Source organism: Streptomyces wedmorensis (genome assembly GCF_000716445.1).
Lineage (GTDB): Bacteria > Actinomycetota > Actinomycetes > Streptomycetales > Streptomycetaceae > Streptomyces > Streptomyces wedmorensis.
In genome coordinates this window covers 394,093-415,516 of the sequence record NZ_JNWK01000005.1, presented here as the reverse complement: position 1 = coordinate 415,516, position 21,424 = coordinate 394,093, and the positions used below count along the sequence as shown (strand labels likewise).

20 protein-coding genes and 1 pseudogene are annotated in these 21,424 nt (G+C 73.6%); 11 read left to right on the top strand and 10 right to left on the bottom strand.

The genetic code is table 11. The annotated features are described in order from the left end of the window. The first annotated feature begins 31 nt into the window (after window positions 1-31). The 3 genes from OO54_RS06315 to OO54_RS06305 all read left to right on the top strand — a co-directional run bounded on the left by OO54_RS06315 (window position 32) and on the right by OO54_RS06305 (window position 2,580). Complete coding sequence (locus OO54_RS06315) at window positions 32-763, top strand: DNA alkylation repair protein (protein WP_051786744.1); 732 nt, start codon at window positions 32-34, stop codon at window positions 761-763. A 47-nt stretch (window positions 764-810) separates the two neighbouring features. Next, window positions 811-1,665 (top strand): patatin-like phospholipase family protein, encoded by an 855-nt coding sequence (locus OO54_RS06310; protein WP_033201835.1) that lies wholly within the window; start codon window positions 811-813, stop codon window positions 1,663-1,665. Window positions 1,666-1,734: 69 nt separating this feature from the next. Next, entirely contained in the window at window positions 1,735-2,580 is an 846-nt protein-coding gene (locus OO54_RS06305) for a spermidine synthase (protein WP_033201834.1), read from the top strand. On the opposite strand, the gene OO54_RS06300 is transcribed toward OO54_RS06305, so the two are convergent. Together OO54_RS06300 and OO54_RS06295 are read right to left on the bottom strand one after the other, a co-directional pair. Beyond that, entirely contained in the window at window positions 2,542-3,864 is a 1,323-nt protein-coding gene (locus OO54_RS06300) for an MFS transporter (protein ID WP_033201833.1), read from the bottom strand. The two genes, OO54_RS06305 and OO54_RS06300, sit on opposite strands and share 39 nt — an antisense overlap. A gap of 109 nt (window positions 3,865-3,973) precedes the next feature. Next, window positions 3,974-5,080, bottom strand: coding sequence for a DUF8017 domain-containing protein (locus OO54_RS06295; RefSeq protein ID WP_033201832.1), 1,107 nt, complete (start codon window positions 5,078-5,080; stop codon window positions 3,974-3,976). Window positions 5,081-5,162: 82 nt separating this feature from the next. Here OO54_RS06295 and OO54_RS06290 point away from each other — a divergent pair, with 82 nt between their 5' ends. From OO54_RS06290 to OO54_RS06280, 4 genes and pseudogenes are all read left to right on the top strand, one after another. Beyond that, window positions 5,163-5,615 (top strand): DUF4442 domain-containing protein, encoded by a 453-nt coding sequence (locus OO54_RS06290; RefSeq protein WP_234439434.1) that lies wholly within the window; start codon window positions 5,163-5,165, stop codon window positions 5,613-5,615. A 566-nt stretch (window positions 5,616-6,181) separates the two neighbouring features. Further along, window positions 6,182-7,158: pseudogene (locus OO54_RS47190) on the top strand (glycoside hydrolase family 3 protein); the annotation flags it as partial. 123 nt (window positions 7,159-7,281) lie between these two features. Then, entirely contained in the window at window positions 7,282-7,593 is a 312-nt protein-coding gene (locus OO54_RS47180) for a fibronectin type III-like domain-contianing protein (protein ID WP_051786742.1), read from the top strand. 66 nt (window positions 7,594-7,659) lie between these two features. Then, window positions 7,660-8,313 carry a DedA family protein gene (locus OO54_RS06280; protein WP_033201830.1) on the top strand — a complete coding sequence of 218 codons (654 nt, stop codon included), beginning with the start codon at window positions 7,660-7,662 and terminating at the stop codon, window positions 8,311-8,313. 65 nt (window positions 8,314-8,378) lie between these two features. Here OO54_RS06280 and OO54_RS06275 read toward each other — a convergent pair whose 3' ends face one another. After that, a complete protein-coding gene (locus OO54_RS06275; RefSeq protein ID WP_033201829.1) occupies window positions 8,379-8,906 on the bottom strand; it encodes a gamma carbonic anhydrase family protein in 528 nt (175 codons plus the stop codon). 131 nt (window positions 8,907-9,037) lie between these two features. Between OO54_RS06275 and OO54_RS06270 the strand changes: the two genes are divergently transcribed. Then, window positions 9,038-9,793, top strand: coding sequence for an acyltransferase (locus OO54_RS06270; RefSeq protein ID WP_033201828.1), 756 nt, complete (start codon window positions 9,038-9,040; stop codon window positions 9,791-9,793). Window positions 9,794-9,881: 88 nt separating this feature from the next. On the opposite strand, the gene OO54_RS06265 is transcribed toward OO54_RS06270, so the two are convergent. The 4 genes from OO54_RS06265 to OO54_RS06250 all read right to left on the bottom strand — a co-directional run bounded on the left by OO54_RS06265 (window position 9,882) and on the right by OO54_RS06250 (window position 14,911). Beyond that, the gene (locus OO54_RS06265; protein ID WP_033201827.1) at window positions 9,882-10,568 is read right to left on the bottom strand and encodes a hypothetical protein; all 687 of its coding nucleotides are present in this window, start codon (window positions 10,566-10,568) and stop codon (window positions 9,882-9,884) included. Next, entirely contained in the window at window positions 10,565-10,987 is a 423-nt protein-coding gene (locus OO54_RS06260) for a hypothetical protein (RefSeq protein ID WP_051786741.1), read from the bottom strand. Before OO54_RS06260 ends, OO54_RS06265 begins: the two co-directional genes overlap by 4 nt. 82 nt (window positions 10,988-11,069) lie before the next feature. Further along, window positions 11,070-13,544, bottom strand: a complete 2,475-nt coding sequence (locus tag OO54_RS06255; RefSeq protein WP_033201826.1) for a glycoside hydrolase domain-containing protein — start codon at window positions 13,542-13,544, stop codon at window positions 11,070-11,072. 503 nt (window positions 13,545-14,047) lie between these two features. Further along, the gene (locus OO54_RS06250; protein ID WP_033201825.1) at window positions 14,048-14,911 is read right to left on the bottom strand and encodes a DMT family transporter; all 864 of its coding nucleotides are present in this window, start codon (window positions 14,909-14,911) and stop codon (window positions 14,048-14,050) included. 110 nt (window positions 14,912-15,021) lie between these two features. On the opposite strand from OO54_RS06250, the gene OO54_RS06245 reads away from it, so the two are divergent. Together OO54_RS06245 and OO54_RS06240 are read left to right on the top strand one after the other, a co-directional pair. Next, window positions 15,022-15,594 carry a helix-turn-helix domain-containing protein gene (locus OO54_RS06245; protein WP_017241461.1) on the top strand — a complete coding sequence of 191 codons (573 nt, stop codon included), beginning with the start codon at window positions 15,022-15,024 and terminating at the stop codon, window positions 15,592-15,594. A gap of 44 nt (window positions 15,595-15,638) precedes the next feature. Further along, window positions 15,639-16,202 (top strand): YbaK/EbsC family protein, encoded by a 564-nt coding sequence (locus OO54_RS06240; RefSeq protein WP_033201913.1) that lies wholly within the window; start codon window positions 15,639-15,641, stop codon window positions 16,200-16,202. Between the two features lie 58 nt (window positions 16,203-16,260). On the opposite strand, the gene OO54_RS06235 is transcribed toward OO54_RS06240, so the two are convergent. The 3 genes from OO54_RS06235 to OO54_RS06225 form a co-directional block, all read right to left on the bottom strand. Then, window positions 16,261-16,710 (bottom strand): CoA-binding protein, encoded by a 450-nt coding sequence (locus OO54_RS06235; protein WP_051786740.1) that lies wholly within the window; start codon window positions 16,708-16,710, stop codon window positions 16,261-16,263. Between the two features lie 80 nt (window positions 16,711-16,790). After that, window positions 16,791-18,263, bottom strand: coding sequence for a carboxylesterase/lipase family protein (locus OO54_RS06230; protein WP_033201824.1), 1,473 nt, complete (start codon window positions 18,261-18,263; stop codon window positions 16,791-16,793). 50 nt (window positions 18,264-18,313) lie between these two features. Continuing rightward, complete coding sequence (locus OO54_RS06225; protein WP_033201823.1) at window positions 18,314-19,837, bottom strand: long-chain-fatty-acid--CoA ligase; 1,524 nt, start codon at window positions 19,835-19,837, stop codon at window positions 18,314-18,316. Between the two features lie 222 nt (window positions 19,838-20,059). Between OO54_RS06225 and OO54_RS06220 the strand changes: the two genes are divergently transcribed. Then, on the top strand, window positions 20,060-21,418 hold the full coding sequence (locus OO54_RS06220) for a PucR family transcriptional regulator (protein WP_078905072.1): 1,359 nt from the start codon (window positions 20,060-20,062) through the stop codon (window positions 21,416-21,418). Window positions 21,419-21,424: the final 6 nt, after the last annotated feature.

The following is a 21,424-nucleotide window of genomic DNA, read 5'->3' as shown; positions in this document are numbered from 1 at the left end:
GCCCGGGGAGTGCCGTGACCGAGAGGGCCCCATGACCCACCCCGCCCCCACCACCGGCGTACCCGTCGGCCCGGTGCCGCCCGACAGCGCCCTCGCCGACACCGTCCTGGAGCGGCTCACCACCGTCTACCCGGCCGCGGGGAACCCCTTCCGGGCGCAGGAGATGGTCGCCTACATGAAGGGCGTGGCCCCGTTCCTCGGGGTGCGCACACCGGAGCGCCGCGCGCTCTCCCGTACCGTCCTGGACGGCACCCCGCGCCCCGACGAGCGCGACTGCGCGGCGATCGCCCTGCGGTGCTTCGCCCTGCCCGAGCGCGAGTACCACTACTTCGCCGTCGACTACCTGCGCCGCCATGTGAAGCGCTGCTCCTCGGGTTTCCTGCCCGTCGCCCGACGGCTCGTCACCACCGTCTCCTGGTGGGACACCGTCGACCACCTCGCGGCCCATGTCGTCGGCGGTCTCGTCGCCGCCGACCCGTCCCTCGCGGCCCGCATGGACGAGTGGATCGAGGACGACGACCTGTGGGTGGCCCGCACGGCGCTCCTGCACCAGCTCCGCTTCAAGGACGCGACCGACGTCGACCGGCTGTTCTCCTACTGCCTGCGCCGCGCTGCCGACACCGACTTCTTCCTCCGCAAGGCGATCGGCTGGAGCCTGCGCGAGTACGGCAAGACCGCCCCCGCCGAGGTCCGCGCCTTCGTCGCCGCGCACGACGCGCGGCTGTCCCCGCTCTCCGTCCGCGAGGCCCTCAAGAACCTCTGACCGCACCCTGCCGCGTCCCGGCCCAACAGCGGTGCCACACTGGGCACATGACGCGGACGGAGAAGCGGACGGCGCTGGTTCTCGGGGCGGGCGGGCTCGTCGGTGCGGGATGGGAGACGGGGGTCCTGCGGGGGCTCGCCGACGCCGGTGTCGACCTCGGCACGGCGGACCTGATCGTGGGCAGCTCCGCGGGTGCGGTCGTCGGCGCCCGGATCGCCGCCGGTGACCGGAGTCTGGACGAGCTGTACGCGCGGCAGGTGAGCGGCGAAGTCACCGAGCCCGCCGCCCGCTTCGGTCCGGGGCTCGTGCTCCGGTACGCCCTCGCCGTCCTCGGCTCGCGCACCCCGGAGGCGTACGGACGGCGGCTCGGGCGGCTCGCGCTACGGGCCCGCACCGTGGACGAGGCCGCCCGCCGCGCGACCGTCGGCGAGCGGCTCGGCGGCGTCACCGACTGGCCCGGACGGCTCCTGGTCACCGCCGTCGACGCGGAGAGCGGTGAACTCACCGCGTACGGCGCCGACAGCGGCGTCCCGCTGGTGGACGCCGTGACCGCCAGCTGCGCCATCCCGGGCGCCTGGCCGCCGGCCACGATCGGCGGGCGCCGGTGGATCGACGGCGGGATCCACTCCACCGCCAACGCCCATCTCGCCGCCGGACACGACCGGGTCGTCGTCATCGCCCCGAGCGCGCGGGGCAGCAAGGTCGTCCTCTCCCCGGCCCGGCAGGGCGCCGACCTCGCGGCCGGGGGCGCCCGCGTCGTCGTGATCGTTCCCGACGCCGCGTCCCGCGCCGCGTTCGGCGGCCGGGTGCTCGACCCCGCCCGCACGCCCGCCGCGGCCCGTGCGGGGAGGGCCCAGGCGGCCGCCCACGCCGAGGCGGTCGCCGCCGTCTGGACCGGCTGACGGCCCGGGCCCGGACGCCGGCCCGGCTCCGGACACCGGCCCGGCTCCGGACACCGGCACAATGAGGGTGTGAACGAGCACATCCCCGTCATCCGCCAGGTCGACCAGGGCACCGCGCGCCTCATGCCCGATGTGGACCGGGAGCGGGCGTGGATCCTGACGGTCGACGACGCGCCGCAGTCGTACGTGGACCTGGACGATCCGGCGTACCTGGAGTTCGAGTACGCGCGGCGCCTCGCCCACGTCGTCGACGGCGCGGCCGTGGAGGGCGAGCCCCTGGACGTTCTGCACCTGGGCGGCGGAGGCCTCTCCCTGCCGCGGTACGTCGCCGTCACACGGCCCGGCTCGCGGCAGGACGTCGTCGAGGCGGACCGCGGCCTCCTCGACCTGGTCGCCGAGCACCTGCCCCTGCCTGCGGGCTCCGGGGTCGCCGTGCACGGAGCGGACGCGCGCGGCTGGCTGGAGGCGGCGCCCGGCGCGTCGGCCGATCTGATCGTGGGCGACGTCTTCGGGGGCTCAAGGGTGCCGGCGCACCTCACCTCCGTGGAGTACGCGCGCGAGGTGCGGCGGGTGCTGCGGCCCGGCGGCGTCTACGCCGCCAACCTGGCGGACGGCGCGCCCTTCGCGTTCCTGCGCTCCCAGGTCGCCACGTTCGCCGCCGTCTTCCCCGAGCTGGCGCTCGTCGCCGAGCCGGCCGTGCTGCGCGGCCGCCGCTTCGGGAACGCCGTCCTCGTCGCCTCCGGCCGCGAGATCGACACCGCGCACCTCGCGCGCCGGGTGGCCGCGGACGCCTTCCCCGCGCGCGTGGAGCACGGGGCGACCCTGGACCGGTTCACCGGGGACGCGGAACCGGTCAGGGACGCCGGGGCCGTACCGTCACCCGTTCCCCCGGACGGCGCCTTCGGCATCGGCTGAGGGTTCCGGCGCGGCGCCCGCGACCTCCTGCGTGTGCGGACGCCGGGTCAGGTTCCGCACGTCCGGCACCAGCAGGACGAGCGCGGTGACGATCACCATCAGGGCCGCCGCGCCCCACAGCGCGGTGCTGCGGCCGAAGGCGGACTCCGCCGGGCCTGCGAGCGCGGTGGACAGCGGCAGCAGGGCCGTGGAGCCGAACCAGTCGTAGGCCGTGACCCGGGACAGTTTCTCCTCCGGGATCTCCTGGTGCATGGTCGTCATCCACGAGACGCCGAAGACCTCGATGGCCATGCCGCTGACGAACATCGCCACCGTCAGTCCCGCGGCGTCCAGCGGCACGGCGAGCGCCGCCGAGGGCAGCGCGATCGGGAAGACGCACAGGGTCCCGACGAACAGCAGCCGGCGGGGCTTCCAGCGGGTCATCAGGACGGCGCCCGCGACGGTCCCGACGCCGTACGCGGCGAGCGCGAGGCCCCAGGGGCGCGAGCCGCCCAGGTGGTCGCGGGCGACCAGCGGTCCGAACACCGAGTCGACCGCGCCGATCAGGGCCACCACCACGGAGAACTGGGCGACGATCGACCACAGCCAGGGGCGTCCGATGAACTCCTGCCAGCCTTCCCGCAGGTCGGCGAAGAGGCCGGCGCTCGGGGCGCGCTCCGGGACGCCGCGCACGTCGAGGAAGGCGCGGAGGCCGCCCGCCACGGCGAACGCGAGCGCGTCGATCGCGAGGACCCAGCCCGGACCGATGAACGCGACCAGCGCGCCGCCGAGCGCGGCCCCGCCGATGCTGGCGCCGTGCATGGCCATCCGGTACACGGCGAAGGCCCTGCTCGCCTGCTCGCCCGTGACGCTGGCCATCAGCATGGCCTCGGCCGCGGGGTTGAAGAAGGCCTGGCCGGTGCCGCAGAGCGCGGTGAGCGCCATCATCTGCCAGATCTGCGCCTCGCCGGAGAGGACGAGTGCCGCGAAGACGGCCTGCGATACGCAGTTGAGGGCGTTGGCGGCGACCATCACCCGGTGGCGGGGTATCCGGTCCGCGACGGCGCCGCCGATGAGCAGGAAGAGGACGAGCGGGAGGAAACGCGCCATCGCCACGAGTCCCACGTCGCCCGGGTCGCCGCCGGCGTCGAAGACCGCCCAGGCCGTGGCGATCAGCGCGCCGTTCGCGCCGAGGTTGGTCACGACGGTGGCGGCGGTCAGCAGGATGTAGTTGCGGCCCGCCCATTCGGGGCGCCGGGTGGGGGCGCGGCCGGGGGAGGCGGGGGAGTCGGCGGGTTTCGTCACTCCGGGACTATCCCTGCCGCCTCCCCCTCCTGCCAAACCGATAACCGGACGCGGCCGGTGCGGATCCGGACGGATCCGGACGGAGCCGCCCGGGACCGGAGCCGATCCGTCAGGAACCGGAGAGCCGGACCGTGGAGAGGATCTGCTGGATGGTGGCGTCGGGCAGCTCGTCCTGGACGCCGTCCGCGGCGTAGAGCACCCAGGTGCTGAAGTCGCCCGCCGCGTTCTTGAACGTGAAGGCGATCGACTTGCCGTCCGTCTCGCACTTGTTGCGCTTCTTGACGTTCGGCGCCGTGGCGGTCGCCATGTGTCCGGTGAGACCGGACTTGGTCGTGTACGGCACGGGCTTGGTGATCTTGATGGTGCTCTGCGGCATGTGCTGCGCGTAACCGCCCCACACCCACGTCCCCGCCTCGCTGCGCGCCGCGTCGGAGGTGCTCTTGGCGCCCTGACCGCCCTTGGTGCCGGCGGTGCTCAGGCCCCAGGTCTCCTCGGTGCCGTTCTTGTCGGTGTCGAAGGTGCACCACTTGCTCTTGTAGCGCGCGGGGCTGGACATGGTGACGAGCGGGGTGCCGTCGTTCTTCTTCTCGTCGTCGAAGTACGTGATCATGCCCGTCTTCAGCACCTCCCACTCGGGCGGTACGTCGAAGAGGGTGCCGTACTTCGGGTTGAAGACGACCTTCCAGCCCGGGATCGTCGGCTGCTGGGCAGCGCCGTCGCGGGGGTTGTCGAGCGACGGCGAGGTGCTGGGCGTGGCCGTCGGGTCCGTCGGCACGCCGGCCGTCACGGTCGGCTTCTTGTCGTCGGCGTTCGGCGTCTTGTCGTCGTCCTTGCCGAGCACCAGGTAGCCGGTGACGCCGGCCGCGACGACCACCGCGGTCGCGGCGACGATCGCGACGAGCGTCGTCTGCTTCTTCTTCCCGTCGCCGGGACCGCCGGGCTGTCCCGGGGCCGGCACCGCGTACTGCTGCGGCACCGTCGGCTGCTGGTACGGGTTCGGCTGTCCGTAGCCGGGCTGCTGGGCGTACCCCTGCTGCGGATACGTCGGCGGCTGCTGCGGGTACCCCGGCTGCGCCGGCGGCTGCTGCGGGTAGCCGGGCTGCGTCGGCGGCTGCTGGTACGGGTTCGGCTGCTGGTACCCCGACTGCTGGTAGGGGTTCTGACTCTGGTCCTGCGGGTTCTGCTCGCCCCCGGGCGGCTGCTGTCCTGGCCACATGGTCGGTAACCATAGAGGTGTGGGGCCGGTCGGACCACGAGAGGGATGGCCAACGCTGCTACTGGTGGGTAACATCACGGCCATGAGCGCAGACCAGATGACCGTCGGCGAGATGCTCGCCGCCACGGTCCCCATGGCCGGAACCCTCAACCTGGAGTTCCTGGAGACCACCGCCGAGCGCGCCGTCGTCCGCCTGCCGGACCAGCCCGCCTACCACAACCACGTCGGCGGCCCGCACGCCGGAGCGATGTTCACCCTGGCCGAGTCCGCCAGCGGCGCCATCGTGCTCGCCGCCTTCGGCGACCAGCTGACCCGCGCGGTCCCGCTCGCCGTCAAGGCCGAGATCGGCTACAAGAAGCTGGCCATGGGCGTCGTCACGGCCACCGCCACCCTCGGCCGCCCCGCCGCCGAGGTCGTCGCCGAACTCGACGCCGGCCGGCGCCCGGAGTTCCCGGTCCGGATCGACATCACCCGCGAGGACGGCGCCGTCACCGGCGAGATGACCGTCCTGTGGACCCTCCGCCCGAACGCCTGACGGAGAACCCCGCGCGCCGCCCCGCACCCCCTTCCGGGTGCGGGGCGGCCGTGTTCCGGGCCACGGGCCCGGAATCGGGCGATCCGGCACGCATAGTGCGCTCAGGGCACGGACGCACCCGGCCGGGCCCGCACCCCGCGCGAAGGAGCCACCGCGTGTCCGACGGACCGTCGCCCGACCACGCCCCCACGTCCCCGCCGGACGGCCCCGCGACCCGCCCCGGCCCCGCGCGCCGGCGCGCCCGGCTCTCACAGCGGGCGCTGCTCCTGGCCCTCACCGGCGGCGCGGCGCTCGCCGCCGCGGCCCCGTCCGCCGTGGCGGCCCGCCGACGGGACCGCGCGGAGCCCGCGGCGCGCGCCGAAGCCGCCCGCGTCGACGGACTGCTCGCCCAACTCACCCTCGACGAGAAGGCGTCCCTCCTCCACGGAGCCGCCGACCCCGCGAGCCTCGGCCAGGCCGGGCACGTGCCCGGCGTGCCCCGGCTCGGCATCCCCCCGCTCCGGCTCGCCGACGGTCCCGCCGGGATCCGGGTGAAGCAGACGGCGACGGCCCCGCCCGCGCCCGTCATGCTCGCCGCGGCCTTCGACCCCGGCCTCGCCCGCGCCTACGGGCGGGTCGTCGGCCCCACGGCGGCCGTGCCCTTCGTCAGCGGGGGCGGCAGCGCCCACGTCGTCCCGGACGCGGCGGCGAGCCCGCTGGACGCCATCCGCGCCAGGGCGGGGGAGGGCGCCACCGTCGCCTACGCCGTCGGCGAGGACCTCTTCGGCCGGCCGCTGCCCGCGCTGACGCCTGCCGTCGACCTGGAGGGCGTACGCGTCGCCGCCGGCGCCACCTGGAGCCGTACGGTCCCCCTCACCGCCACCGACCCCGACGAGTGGACCTTCCTCGTCCACTACAGCGGCGCCCGTCCCACCGTCACCCTCGACGGCACCGAGCTCTTCCCGGTCGGGGAGGGCGTCGCCGAGTACTTCGCCGGCGGCCTCCTCGGACGGGCACCCGACGGCCTCACCGTCCGCCGCGTCACCCGCCGCCTCGCCGCGGGACCCCACGACGTGAGGATCACCGCCCGCGGAGGCCCCGCGGGGCAGCTCTTCAGGCTCCGCGCGGTCACCGGCGCGACCCGTGCCTCCGACGTCGCCGAGGCCGTGCGGACCGCCCGCGCCGCGCACAGCGTCGTGCTCTTCGCCTACGAGGACGCCACCGAGGGCCAGGACCGGGTGAGCCTCGCCCTCCCGGGCCACCAGGAGGCCCTGATCCAGGCGGTGACCGCCGCCAACCCCCGTACCACCGTCGTCCTCAACACCTGTCGGCCGTCACCATGCCGTGGCTGGACCGGACCGCCGCCGTGCTCCAGATGTACTACCCCGGGCAGGAGGGGGCGGCCGCCACGGCCGCCGTCCTCTTCGGCGACGCCGACCCCGGCGGCCGCCTCACCCAGACCTTCCCGGCCTCCGAGGACCGTCACCCCACGGCGGGCGACCCGCGCCGCCACCCCGGCGAGGACGGCGTCGAGGAGTACGCCGAGGGTGTCCACGTCGGCCACCGCTGGTACGAGGCCCGGGGCGTCACCCCGCTCTTCCCCTTCGGGCACGGCCTCTCGTACACCACGTTCGGGTACGAGGACCTGTCGGCCGCCCCGGCGGCCGACAGGTCCGGCGGGCTCGACGTGACCTTCACCGTCCGCAACACCGGCCGCCGCGCCGGTATCGAGGTCGCCCAGGTGTACGTCGGCCCCTCGCCCGACCTCACCGCGCTCGGCGTCGACCAGCCGCGCGCGGCGCTCGCCGGCTACCGGCGCCTGGAACTCGCGGCCGGCGAACGGCGACGGGTGACCGTCGCCGTCACCGCCCGGATGCTGTCCTCCTGGGACACCGCACGGCACGACTGGACCCTCGGCACCGGCCGCCGGACGCTTCGGGTGGGCGCGTCCTCGGGTGACCCAGGACTCACGGCGGACGTCGAGGTCGGTCCGTCCTGACCGGATAGGCTGCCCGGGCGTGCCCGACGCGGTGCACGCCGGGCGGCCGACACGGGAGGAACCGCGTTGCACGTGCAGGAATGGCTGGAGACGATCCCCGCGGTGGCGATCTACGCCCTGGTGGGAGTGGTGATCGGCCTGGAGAGCCTGGGCATCCCGCTGCCCGGCGAGATCGTGCTCGTGAGCTCGGCGCTGCTCGCCTCTCAGCACGGCGAGATCAACCCCTACGTCCTCGGCGCCTGCGCCACCGCCGGCGCGATCATCGGCGACTCGATCGGCTACGCCATCGGCCGCAAGGGCGGCCGGCCACTCCTCGCCTGGCTCGGGAAGAGGTTCCCCAAGCACTTCAGCGAGGCCAACATCGCGCTCGCCGAGAGCTCCTTCCAGAAGTGGGGCATGTGGGCGGTCTTCTTCGGCCGCTTCATCGCGCTGCTGCGCATCTTCGCGGGACCGCTCGCGGGTGTCCTGCACATGCCGTACTGGAAGTTCCTCATCGCCAACGTCTTCGGCGGCATCCTGTGGGCGGGCGGCACCACGGCCGTCATCTACTCGGTCGGCGTCGTCGCCGAGGCCTGGCTGAAGCGCTTCTCCTGGCTCGGCCTCGTCCTCGCCGTGCTGATCGGCGTCGCCTCGATGCTCGTCGTCAAGAACCGCGCCAAGAAGGCGGCGGCGGCGCGCGCGACCTCCTCCGAGGCGGAGCCGGTCCCGGTCGCGGACTGACCCCGGAGCGTACGCGCCGGAGGGCGGCACCCGGAGACGGGCGCCGCCCTCCGGCGTACCGGGGCTCAGGCCTCGAAGGCCTCGGCGTGGCCCTTGGCGAGCAGCAGGTACATCTCGGCGTTCAGCTTGATGCCCGCCTTCTCCTCGTCGGTGAGCGGACGGCGCACCTTCGCCGGCACGCCCGCCACCAGCGAGCCCGGCGGGATCTCCATGCCCTGCGGCACCAGCGCCTGGGCGGCGACGAGCGAGCCGGCACCGATCCGGGCCCCGTTGAGGACCGTCGCGCCCATGCCGACGAGCACGTCGTCCTCGATGACGCAGCCGTGCACGGTCGCGTTGTGGCCGACGGTCACCCGGTCGCCGATGGACACGGGGAAGCCGGGGTCGACGTGGACCGTGCTGTTGTCCTGGATGTTGGAGTCCTCGCCGATGGAGATGGGTCCGCAGTCGGCCCGCAGCACCGTGTGGTACCAGATGCTGGCGCGGGCGCCGAGCGTGACCTCGCCGAGCACCACGGAGGTCGGGGCGGTGAAGGCGGTCGGGTCGATCAGCGGCTCCTTGCCGCCCACACCCTTGATCAACGCCTCTGTCATGGTTCGCTCCTGATCGTCAGCCGTCGTGTCGCGCCCGGTGGACACCTCGGCCGCAGCCTATTGCGTGCTCATGACGGACATCACAGCGCACCGCACTGATCAGGTACGACGGCGCCGACTACGGTGGCCGGGTGCCCAGGAACAGAAACACGTTCTCATCCCTCGCCGCCTGGCGGCGCCGGGTCGTCGCCCGTGCCGTGCAAGGCGGCTGGCGCTGGGCGCAGCGGGCCGGTTCCGTCACGGCCGAGCATCCCGGGCGGCTGCGGTTCCGCCGACTCGGCGCGGGCACCCGGCTCGCCTTCCCGCAGGGCACGGTCTTCGGCGAGCGGTGGATCGAGATCGGCGAGTGCTGCATCATCGCCGAGCAGGTCACGCTGACGGCGGGCATGCTGCCGGACCTCGACCTGGGCACGGAGACCGTCCTGACCCTCGGCGACGGGGTGGTCCTCGGGCGCGGCAGCCACGTCATCGCCGACACGACGGTGACGATCGGCTCGAACACCTACTGCGGCCCGTACGTCTACATCACCTCGACCAACCACAGCTACGACGACCCCGACGAGCCCATCGGCCGCCAGTGGCCCCGCTCGGAACCGGTCTCGATCGGCCCCGGCTGCTGGCTCGGCACGGGATCGGTGATCCTGCCGGGCGCGCGGATCGGCCGGAACGTGGTCGTCGCGGCCGGCGCGGTCGTCCGCGGCGAAGTGCCCGACCACTCGGTCGTGGCGGGCGCCCCGGCCCGGGTCGTCCGCAGCTGGGACCCCGAGAAGGGCTGGCAGCCGCCGCTGCGGACCCCGACCCCCAGGCCGATCCCGGAGGACGTGACGCCGGAACAGCTCGCCGCGCTCGCGGCCTGGGAAGCCGATCAGGCGGCCACGTCCTCCTAGGGCCTGTCCGGAAAGTCCCGCCTGGCTCGCGGGCAGACGGCGCTGCTTTCCGGACAGGCCCTAGGGGTGGCTGGGGGAGCGCTCGCTCCTACCGGGCGCTGCGGCTGGTGAACGCCTGGGCGCTCGCCAGTCGCTCCGGGGCGAACGCGTCGATCGTCCCGGCCCCCTGACCAGGGGTGTCACGCCAACCCCGCAGCTTGCGGGCCACGCCGCGCACCTTGGGGTGGGTCGGCGCGAGGGCCAGCTCGAAGTGCGACTCCTGGGGCGATGCCAGGTCGCCGCCCCAGGCGACGACGCCGTCCAGCTCGGCCAGGATGTCCCGCACCACGACCTGCTCGTGCGCGTACAGCCCGCCCCGTACGCCCAGCGGGTAGGCGTACGAGCGGATGGCGATGGCCGAGCCCGACAGGTAGTTCGACTCGTGCGGCCGGCGGACGGAGCGGGACGTGGTGTGCCCCGTCACGTCCCCCGTGCGCAGTTCGTCGATCTCGTAGTGGAAGCGACGGGCGACGTGGAGCAGGATCGTCGCGGCGTCGCCGCCGGCCAGGCGTACGGTGAGACCGCTGCCCTCGATGGGGTGCGCGGCGGCCTCTTCGAGGATCTTCCAGCCGTTGGCCGAACGGCTGCCGCGCCAGGTGGTCGGCGTCGGCTCCGGGCCGGCCTGCGCGCCCGGCGTGGCGGCTGCCGCCGGGGTCAGGTCCAGGAATCCGAGTGCGGCCGCGCCGGCCACACTTCCGGCGGCGCCGAGCACACGGCGTCGGCTCAGATCGTTCATGACGTGCCCTTCTTCTCGGTACGGCTTCGGGTGACGGCCAGTCGTATCGCGTAGGCCAGGCAGACGAGCGCCACGGCGGGAAGCACGACCAGGGTCGGGTTCACCCAGGCCGGGACCAGGTCGTACCCCGCGTTGCACTTGTCGTGCAGCGGGAACCACTGCGTGTACTCGTCGAAGTTCGCCCGGCGGTAGGCCCGGTCGTAGGTCTGCCCCGCGTTGTTGCAGGCCTCCTCCGGGTCGAGCGACGCCCCGGCCAGGGAGCCGATGAGGTACGTGACCCCGGTCGCCACCAGCAGGAGCAGCGCGCTCCAGACGAACCAGCCGGGGCTGCGGCGCCAGGTTCCGGCGAACAGCGGACGGAGCCAGAACACGAACGCGACGAGGAGGGGGATGAGGACCGGAAGGAGGAGGATCACCATGGGGCAAGCCTGCACGTCCCCCGCGGCGGCCCGGCGCTATCGCGCCACCTCCCGGCCGCCGCGCCCCTCGTGATGTCCGCGTCTATCGGGCGGCCCCCCGTTGTGACGCCCGCTGCGCCGCCTGCTTGCGGTAGGTGGCGAGGTTCTCCTTGAACTGGGCGGCGAGGCTGTTCTCCAGGCCGATCAGGGAGAGCTGGCGATCGGTGAAGCCCTGGCAGAAGAGGGCGAGCTTCTCCGTGTTGCCCGGGAGCAGGACGTAGTCGGCCGGGAGGGCGGCGCCGGCGCCCGTGATGAGCGCGAGCCGGGCCGCGTTGACGGTGACGTCGGAGGGGCCGGCGAGGACGTCCCAGCAGCAGGCGCGCGCGTCGGTGGCGTTCCCCCAGCGCCGGTCGAAGTGGGTGCGGAAGCGGGTCAGGCCGCCGCCGCCGTTGTAGTGGCCGTTCATCCAGGCGACGATGTCGCCGCCGCCGGCGACGTACTTGGCGAGCAGGTAGCCGTCGACGTCCTCGATCATGTCGGTGTAGCCGAAGCTGGAGACGACACCGGGGACGGCCAGTTTGGCCTGGGTGAACGTGAGCGGCGAGGCGTACTCGTCCACCGAGTTCCGCCAGTTCGCCCAGAAGGTCATGATGTCGCCGCCCCAGCCGGCGATGTCGCCGCCCGTGGACTCCTTCTTGTCGGCCGGGTCGGAGTTCTCCAGGAAGCCGTTCGCCGTGGCCATCAGGTGGGTGGCGTCGAGCTCGTAGCCCGTGATGGGGTCCGTGAAGGAGTTCTGCACGTACTCGCCGCGGGCGTTGCAGTACGACACGAAGCCCTCGTCGTAGCTGTCGGCCAGCCACCACCACTGCAGGCCCTGGTACTTCTCGTGACGGATGTACTCCATCACCAGGCGGCTCGCGTTGGTCCCGACGTTGTTCGCCGACTTGTAGGCGTTGGCGTGGTTGAGGAGCCGCTGCACGTAGGCGATGTACGCGTCGGCGGGACCGCCCGTGTTGTTGACCGAGCTGACGCCGGGCTCGGCCCCCACGCGCCAGACGTCCCGGTCCAGGTCGAAGACGTCCGCGCCGTTGGTGACCTGGAACTCCTTGATCTGGTTGATGGCCCAGTTGGAGGGCAGGGGGTAGCCGAGGTTGCCGGAGAAGCCCCAGGACATGCCGGACACGAAGGAGAAGCGCGCCCCGGTCTTGGCGGTGACGTTGATACAGACGTTGCGGGAGCCGTAGACGCCGTGGAAGTACTTCTTGCCCCTGCTCGCGAGGCCGGCCACCACGCCGTTGAAGTAGGCCACGATGCCCTGCGGCTGGCCGTCGATCTCCCACTGCTGGGCGTCGTAGTCGACCGCGAAGTAGATCGTCGTGCCCCGGTTGAAGCCGTACCCGGAGGCCAGGTCGTGTGCGTTGAGGGCGTGCTGGAAGCCCTGGGTGTACGTGAAGTCCGACAGCTGCCGCGCGTTGTCCTGGTAGATGGGGAAGACCCGCAGGCCCTCGCTGAAGATGGTGTTCAGCTCGCCGGGCTTGATCTCCTTGTCGAGGGTGGACCCCGGCGGGTCGTACAGGTAGCGGCCGACCATGCGGTAGCCGTTGTCCCACAGCCAGCGGGCGCGGGACGGGGTGATCTCGAACCGCGTGTCCGAGGCGGTCGCCTTCCGGTCCGCGTTCCCCATGGACACCAGCAGCTGAGCCCAGGTGTCGAACTCGCCCACGCCGTAGTTGGCGTCGCCCTGGCTGTACAGCTGGGAGAACGTCTGGAAGATCTGGACGAACTCCTTCGTCTTCGAGTCGAAGGTGCTCTTGAAGGTGGTCCGGACCTCCTCGTCGTTGAGGCCGCGCAGGATCACCGGCTCGTTGAAGACGCAGGCGGCGGTGAAGAGCTCGACGAAGATGCCGGAGCTGCCCTCGCGCACGGTGCGGGTCTTCAGGCCGGCCTGCGTGCCGGGGCCGAAGTTGCCGTTGGGGGTGAGGCCCAGTTCGTACTGGATGGCGATCACCAGGGACTTCTGCACGTCCCGGGAGTAGATGCCGTCGCACGGGCCGATCGAGTAGGCGTCCCGCTGCCAGTAGCGGCCGTTGAGCCACTGCTGGATGTTCCGGATCTTCTCGGTTCCCCCGGCCACGACGACGTACGCGTCCATGTTCAGGATGCACTTGAAGATCTTGGGCGTGACCGTGCCGCCCGCGGTGCCCATGCCGCCGTCGGGGAGGCCCATGTTGACGCGGAGGGACTTGACCGCCTCCGTGGTGACCGCGCCGAACTCGCCGAAGCCGTTGGCGCCCCAGTAGCCCTTGCAGAACAGGCCGTGCTGGATGATCCGCACGATGTTGGCGTTCTTGTTCCAGCCGAAGCCGATGTCGCCGAGCGCCTGGAGCTTGCTCATGGTGGTGGGGCCGAAGCTCGCCACCACCGGGGAGATGCCCAGCTCGGTCTGGAGACCCATGATCAGGGAGTTCATGGTCGACCAGCCGGTTCTGCCGTCCTCCGGGCAGCGCACGTAGCCCGCCACGGAACCGTACGTCGCGTTCACCCATTTCTGGGCGTCAAGCACCTTCTCGTCCGCCACTGCATTCCCCCAAGGTTCTCTGCTCACGCAGGGTCGCCATGCGTCGCGACACCGGTCGGCAGTTCTGGAAAGAGCCCCGTGAAACTAAGCCGGTTCCGGTGGCGCTGAAAAGGGGGATCGGGCCCAGCGGTCGTCGAGCAACTCGTGTTGCCCATCGCGGAGTTGAGGACAACCCTGATGTGTCAGGGTTGTTACTCGGCCACTCGCCCGCAGGGATCCTCACGGCCGGTCGCCGGGGCCTGCGGTGCGGCCGATGCCCGTGGGGTGCGGCCGACGGGCGGATGCCGTGCGGTCCCGCGGCGCGGTGCGTGGGGGTGATTCAGGCCAAGTCGCGGCGACCCGTACGTGCTTGCGAAGCCGACGTGGAGCACCAGTCCGGTGCGGTGTGATGTTGGTCACTACCGACTCCAGCGCGAGGATTTCCCCAGGGGGTGTCCTCTCGATCGGGCCGGCTCAGGGGCGTGCCGGGCGACGCGAGGCCGGCCTGATCGGCGAGGCGTCGCTCAGCCGGTCGCGAGCAGGACCGTGCCCACGAGGGCGAGGCCCGCGCCCGCCGCCTGGACCGCGCGGAGGCGTTCCTTCAGGACGCCGCGGGCCGCGAGGGCGGTGACGACGGGGTAGAGGCCGGCCAGGACGGCGGCGACGGTGACCGGGCCCTGCTGCGCCGCGATCGCGTACGTGCCGTTGGCGGCGACGTCGGCGAGGCCGACGAAGGCGAGCGCCGGGAGCGCGGCGCGGACGACCGCTGGGCCGCCGTCCGGGAGGGCGCGACCGCCGCGCTTCACCGACGCGTACAGGGCGCCGCCGCCCACCAGGACGTTGGTGACGCGCTGGACGAACAGGGCGAGGAAGAGGCCGGTCACGGTCGTGGAGGCCTCGGCGATGAGCGCCATCACCGAACCGAAGCCGAACGCGGCGACCAGTGTCAGCAGGACCGCCTGGCGCTGGACGGGCGCGCCGCGCAGTTCGGGGCCGCCCGCGAGCACCACGCCGAGGATCGCCACGCCGATGCCGGCGAACTGGAGCAGCCCCGGCCGGTCGCCGACGAGGAGGCCGACGGAGACGGGGACGACCACGCCGAGCGAGCCGAGCGGGGAGACGACGCCCATGGGGCCGAGCGCGAGCGCCTTGTAGAAGGCGAGCATGGCCGCCGGGCCGACGACGCCGGCCCCGACGGCGTACCAGAGCTCCGGTCCCGCCTCGTTCCACGCTCCGGTGGCGAGGACGATCGCGCCGAGCACGAGGGCGGCGATGATCTGGGAGACCACGACGACCGTGAGGGCGGGGATCCGGCGGGTGAGCAGTCCGCCGCCGAAGTCGGCGAGGCCCCAGAGCAGGCTGGTGGCCAGGGCGAACAGGGCGGTCATGGATCCTCGCAGTCGCGTCGGCGGGACGCAGTACAGTTCAGTGAACAATCGGGTGCACCTCACCGTAGTTCAGTTCATTGAACTCTGTCATCCAGAATATTGGACGGAACGTGTCGGACCTCGACCAGCTCACGCAGTCGCTCGCCCGGAACCTGAAGCGCTGGCGCAAGGAGCGGGGCTTCACGCTGGACGCGCTCGCCGCACGCGCGGGGGTCAGCCGGGGCATGATCATCCAGATCGAGCAGGCCCGCACGAACCCCAGCGTGGGCACCACGGTGAAGCTGGCCGACGCCCTCGGCGTCTCCATCACCACCCTCCTCGACTACGAGCAGGGCCCCCAGGTCCGCCTCGTCCCGCCCGGCCAGGCCGTCCGGATGTGGTCCACCTCCACCGGCAGCCACACCACCCTGCTCGTCGGCACCGAGGCCCGCGGCCCGCTGGAACTCTGGTCCTGGACCCTCATGCCGGGCGACGGCAGCGCCTCCGACCCGCACCCCGACGGCACGACCGAGCTCCTGCACGTCACCGCCGGCGTCCTCACCCTCGTCGTCGACGGCGAGGAGCACACCCTGCCCGCCGGCACCTCCGCGGTCTTCGAGGCCAACGTGGCACACGTCTACCGCAACGACGGCGCCGAACCCGCCGAGATGACGATGGCGGTCTCCATCCCACCCGTACGCTGAGACGGCCACCCGCCGCCAGGACCCGCGTTGTTAGCGTGGCCCGCATGCGCGCACCCATCGGAGACTTCGACGACGCCCGGCCCGCCCCCGACCACCTCGACCTGCTCATCGACCCCGTCGCCGCGGCCGTCCGCGCCTGGACGGGTCCCGTCCCGGCCGACCGGCTGCTGTACGTGGACACCGATCCGGACATCGCCGACACCGCGGTCTTCGTGGAGCACTACGGGCCCGCGCTGCTCGACGCGTCCGCCAACTGCGTGGTCGTCGCGGGCAGGAGGGGTGAGACGACGACGCTCGCCGCGTGCGTGGTGAAGTCGGCGACCAGGGTCGACGTCAACGGGGTCGTACGCAAGCACCTCGGCGCCCGCAAGGCCTCCTTCGCGCCCATGGACACCGCGACCGGCGAGACCGGCATGGAGTACGGCGGCATCACCCCCGTCGGCCTCCCCGCCGCCTGGCCCCTGCTCGTCGACGCCGCCGTGATCGACACCGAATGGGTCCTGATCGGCAGCGGCCGCCGCCGCGGCAAGCTCATCCTGCCCGGCAAGGCCTTCGCGCAGCTGCCGGGCGCGGTCGTCCTGGAGGGCCTCGGCGTCCCCGTCGGCTGATCCCGGCGGCGGTACGGAAACGGCCCCGCCGGGCGCCCGGCGGGGCCGTCCCCTGAGGTCAGCCGAGGCGGGGGATCTCGATCGCGGGGCAGCGGTCCATGACCATGTCGAGGCCGGCCGCGCGGGTGCGGGCGAAGGCGTCGTCGTCCATCACGCCCAGCTGGAACCAGACCGCCTTCGCGCCGATCGCCACCGCCTCGTCGGCGATGCCGCCCGCCTGGTCGCTGTTGACGAACACGTCGACGACGTCCACCGGGAACGGGACGTCGGCCAGGGACGCGTACCCCTGCTCGCCGTGGACCGTCTCCGCCTTCGGATGGACCGGGACGATCCGCTTCCCGAAGCGCTGGAGGACCGCCGCCACGCCGTACGCCGCCCGGGCCTGGTTCGAGGAGAGCCCCACCACGGCCCAGGTGTCGCCGGTGGACGTGAGGATCCGCCGCACCGCCTCCGCCGCGGAGTACGCGGCCGGCTCGCCCGCCTCGGTGGTCGTCGTGTCGACACTCATCGTTACTGCTGCCTTTCCTCGGAACGGCCCGTCCCCGATGTGAACGAGCCGCGTGACGCGGTGATTCCCGCCGCGCCCCCTCAGGAGTCCCAGGCGAGCCGTTCGGCCTCGCGCGGGGCCTCGACCAGGGACGGAGTGCCCGGGCCGAAGGTCATGACCGGGCGGGCCGGGTCCCAGGCGCGCCAGCCGGGGTCGCCGGTCGCGGCGAAGGCCACCCAGGCGGCGTGCATCGCCGTCGCCAGGCCCTGCGGCGCGTCGGGGCCCGTCAGGGCGCGGGTCTCCGGCCGGTCGAGCGTGTCGAAGACGAAGCCGAGCTCCAGCGCGTGACAGGCGCCGAGGCCGAGGACCGGGGAGCGCCAGGCGAACTCGTACAGATACGTGCCGCCGGGCGCGCCGGAGCGCAGCCGGGCGTCCGCGAGCCGGTTCAGCGGGATCCGGAGCAGCTTGTCCGTGGCGAGCGCACCGAGCACCTCGCCCGGCTTCTCGCCGGTGCGGCCCGCGCGGTACACCCGGGCCGTACGCGACGGCACCCTCGTCTTCCACAGCACGAGCCGCTGCCCGACGGAACCCACCCGGTCGACGGTCCCACCCGGCACGAACCAGAGCCGGTACTCCTCCGTGGTCGTGCCCATCAGGACGTCCACCCCGTCCGAGGCCCCGGCGGCGAGCGCCTCCGCCGGATCGCGCGGCAGCACCTCGCCGTCGACCGCGATCTGGAAGGAGTGCCCGCCCGTCAGCGGCGAGCCCTTGCCCGTCACCTCCGTCTGCGCCGCGAGCAGCCGCTCCCCGTCCACGCGCGCGAGTGCCTCCGCCGTCGCCGCCACCCCGAGCCGCGCGGCCACCGCCTCCGTGGTCCGGCGCGCCCGGTCGAGCGGCAGGGCCATCGGCGCCCCGCTCTGCAGCACGGCCCGCCGGAACAGGCCCCGGGCGAGCGGGGACGCGAGGAGCGCGGCGATCGAGATCGCGCCCGCCGACTCGCCGAACACCGTCACCCGGTCCGGGTCGCCGCCGAAGGCCGCGACGTTCTCCCGCACCCACGCGAGCGCGGCGATCTGGTCACGCAGGCCCAGGTTGGCGGGCGCGTCGGGGAAGACCCCGAAGCCCTCGATCCCCAACCGGTAGTTGACCGAGACGAGGACCACGCCGTCACGGGCGAAGGCGGTGCCGTCGTAGACGGGCACCGAGGAGGAGCCGTGGACCAGGGAGCCGCCGTGGATCCAGACCATCACCGGACGCCCGCCCTCCGGCGCGTCCGGCGCCGAACCCCGCCACGGGGCCCACACGTTGAGGTTCAGGCAGTCGTCGCCCGCCACCTCCGGGTCCGGAAGCAGAGCGTCCAGCGGCGGCGCGTACGGACGCTTCGGTGCCGTCGGCCCGAACGCCGTGGCCTCCCGCACCCCCTCCCAGGGGCCGACCGGCTCCGGGGCGCGGAAGCGCAGCGCCCCCACCGGGCCCCGCGCGTAGGGCACGCCGAGGAAGGAGGCCACCCCGTCCTTCAGGGCGCCGCGCAGCACGCCGCCGCGGGTGCGGGCCTCGGGACCGTACTCCGACATCGATTCAGGCCTTTCTCACGGTCGACGGTGACGAGACGGTACGGGGCGGCTCAGGTCCTGTCCGGCCCCGGGCCGCCGGACACGCCCGCACCGCCCGTCGCCAGCGCGCGCTTGAGGACCTTGCCCGTCGGGCCGAGCGGCAGGACGTCGACGAAACGCACGATCCGGGGGTACTTGTGGCGGCCGAGCCGCTCGCGGGACCAGTCGACGAGCTCGTCCTCGGAGAGCGGGGCCGCGTTCTCCCGGCGTACGACCACCGCGCACACCTCCTCGCCCTTCGTCTCGTCGGGGACGCCGATCACCGCCACCTCCGAGACCGACGGATGGCGGACGAGGACCTCCTCGACCTCGCGCGGGTAGATGTTGAAGCCGCCGCGGATGACCAGGTCCTTCTTCCGGTCCACGATCCGCAGGAAGCCGTCCTCGTCGCGGGCGCCCAGGTCCCCCGTGCGGAACCAGCCGTCCACGACCGCGGCGGCCGTCGCCTCCGGGTCGTCGAGGTACCCGGCGAACACGTTGTGCCCGCGCACCACGACCTCACCGACCTCGCCGTCCGCGAGCAGCCGGACCTCCCCGTCGACGGCCGCGTCCGCCACTCCCACCTCGACCCCCCACACCGGATGCCCGACCGTCCCCGGCCGGCGGCCCAGGTGCGGCTGGTTGAAGGTGGCGACCGGCGAGGTCTCCGTCAGGCCGTACCCCTCCAGGACCTGGGTGCCGAAAACCTCCTCGAAGCGCTCGAGCACGGCGACCGGCAGCGCCGCCCCGCCCGACACGGCGGCGCGCAGGGCCGCCGGGCGCAGCTCCGAGCCCGCCGCCGCCTCCACCAGGGCGTGGTACATCGTGGGCACGCCCATGAAGACCGTCACGCCCTCGTCGGCGAGCACCCGGAGCGCGGCGGGACCGCTGAACCGGGGCATGAGGACGAGCGTCGCGCCCTGCCGGAGCGTCCCGTTCATCGCGCAGGTCTGGCCGTAGCTGTGGAAGAGCGGCAGACAGCCGAGCACCACGTCGCCGGTGCCGAGAGCGAGCAGGTCCTGAGCGGTCACGGAGGCGTTCATGACGATGTTGAGGTGCGTCAGGAGGGCGCCCTTGGGGCGGCCCGTCGTCCCGCTCGTGTAGAGGATCACGGCGGTGTCGGAGGCCTCGGCCGGCTCCGGGGCGGCCAGCGGCTCCGCGGCCGACGGCGCCCCCTGGAAGGCACGCACCCCGGCGGCCCGCGCCGCCTCGTCGGCCACCGCCCAGAGCGGCCCGCCGCTGACGATCCCGACCGCGCCGCTGTGCTCCAGGACGTGGCGCACCTCGTCGGCGACGAGCAGCGCGTGCACCGGCACCACCGTCGCACCGGCCGCGAGCGCCCCGTAGTACACGCGGAGGAACTCGGTCGTGTTCGGCAGCAGCACGGCCAGCCGGTCGCCCGGCTTCACACCGGCCTCCCGCAGCCCCGCGGCGCAGCGCAGCGACTCCGCCCACAGCTCCCCGTAGGTGAGCCGGGTCGCCCCCTCGACGACCGCGATCCGGTCGGGGAAGTGGCGGGCGGACTCGCCCAGCACACCGGCGACGCTCAGTGACATGACACGCTCCAGGGACACGGAGTGGACGACGCCGCGGACACCGCTCAGGGACCCGGAGGCGAGGCGCCGCCGACCATCGGCTGACACGGCACAGAATCCGCCGCGACCCCGCCCGCACACCATGTGCAGACGCCCACCATGTGAGGGACCGAGCTGGGCAGCGGCCCCACCGTCCGGCCCGACCCGTGGCATTCGCCAAATCCCGGGGCTACGGTGCCTCGCATGACGCACAGCTCGGCCGCACCCGGCGAGTCCGCGGGGGCGCGCTCCGGCGGAAGCCACACCCCCCTGGGCGGCGCCGGAGGCTCCGGCGCGCTCCGCCGCTCCCTCGCCACGACGATGCTCGCCGACGTCGACCGGCTCACCGACCGCGCCGTCGACGACATCCGCGCCCACTCGGGCACCTACGCCTCCGGCGCCCCCGTCACCCGCGAGGACCTCTGGGAGATCTGCCGGGACAACCTCCTGCGCGCCCTGGAGGACTTCGGCGGCCTCGACGCGACCGGCGGCGACTTCGAGTGGGCGGCGCGCGAGACCGGCCGCCGCCGCGCCGAGCAGGGCGTGCCGCTCGACACCGTGCTCCAGGCCTACCGGCGCGGCGGCCGGGTCCTCTGGCAGGTCATGTCCGAGCACCTGCGGGTCAGGGCCGGACGGGAGTCCGACAGCCGCGACATCGAGCTCGACATGGCGAGCGGCGTCTGGGAGACCATCGACCGCTACTCGGTCGCCATGGCCGACGCGTACCGGATCGCGCAGCTGGAACTGCAGAGCCGCCAGGACACCCGGCGCGTCGCCCTCTTCGAGGCGCTGCTCGACGGCCGCGCCGACGACCCCGCCGTCGCCTCGGCCGCCGCGGCCGCGCTCGGCGTCCCGGCGGTCGACCGGTACGTCGTCGTGGTCGCCGCCCAGGACCCGGCCGCACCGCCGCACCTCGCGCCCGCCCTGGAGGCGCACGGCATGTGGTCGTTCTGGCGGCCCCGCTCCGGCCGGTACGCCGGCGTCGTCCGGCTGCCCCGCCGCGTCACGCCCCCGGGCCGGCCCGCGCCCGGGCCCGCCGCCGCCGATCCGGCGGTACGGACCCTCCTCGCGGCCCTGCGGGAGCGCACCGGGGCGACCGCCGGCGTGTCCCCGGAGTTCGAGCGGCTCTCCCAGGCCGGCCGCGCCCTGCGGCTGGCCGAGCAGACCCTGCGTACCCTGCGGGCCGGCAGCGGCGAGGTCGCGGGCTTCGACGCGCGGCTCGCCGAGGTCCTCCTCAGCGGCCGCACCGACATCGCCGAGCGGATCGTCACCGTCCACCTCGGCCCCGTCCTCGCCACCGGCGGCGAGCGGGCCGCGCTCCTCACCACCCTCCGGGCCTGGCTCGACCACGGCTGCTCGGCCTCCCGGGCCGCCGAGCAGCTCTACTGCCACCGCAACACCGTCCTCAACCGCATCGGCCGCATCGCCGAGCTCACCGGCCGCTCCAGCGAGTCGGGAGAAGCCCGGCTCGGTTGGGCCCTGGCCCTGCGCGCACTGCCGTACGCCGGCCGCGCCGCCGCCCCCGAAGCGGCCGCCTCGGAGCGCGACGCCGACGGAACGTAGGCTGGC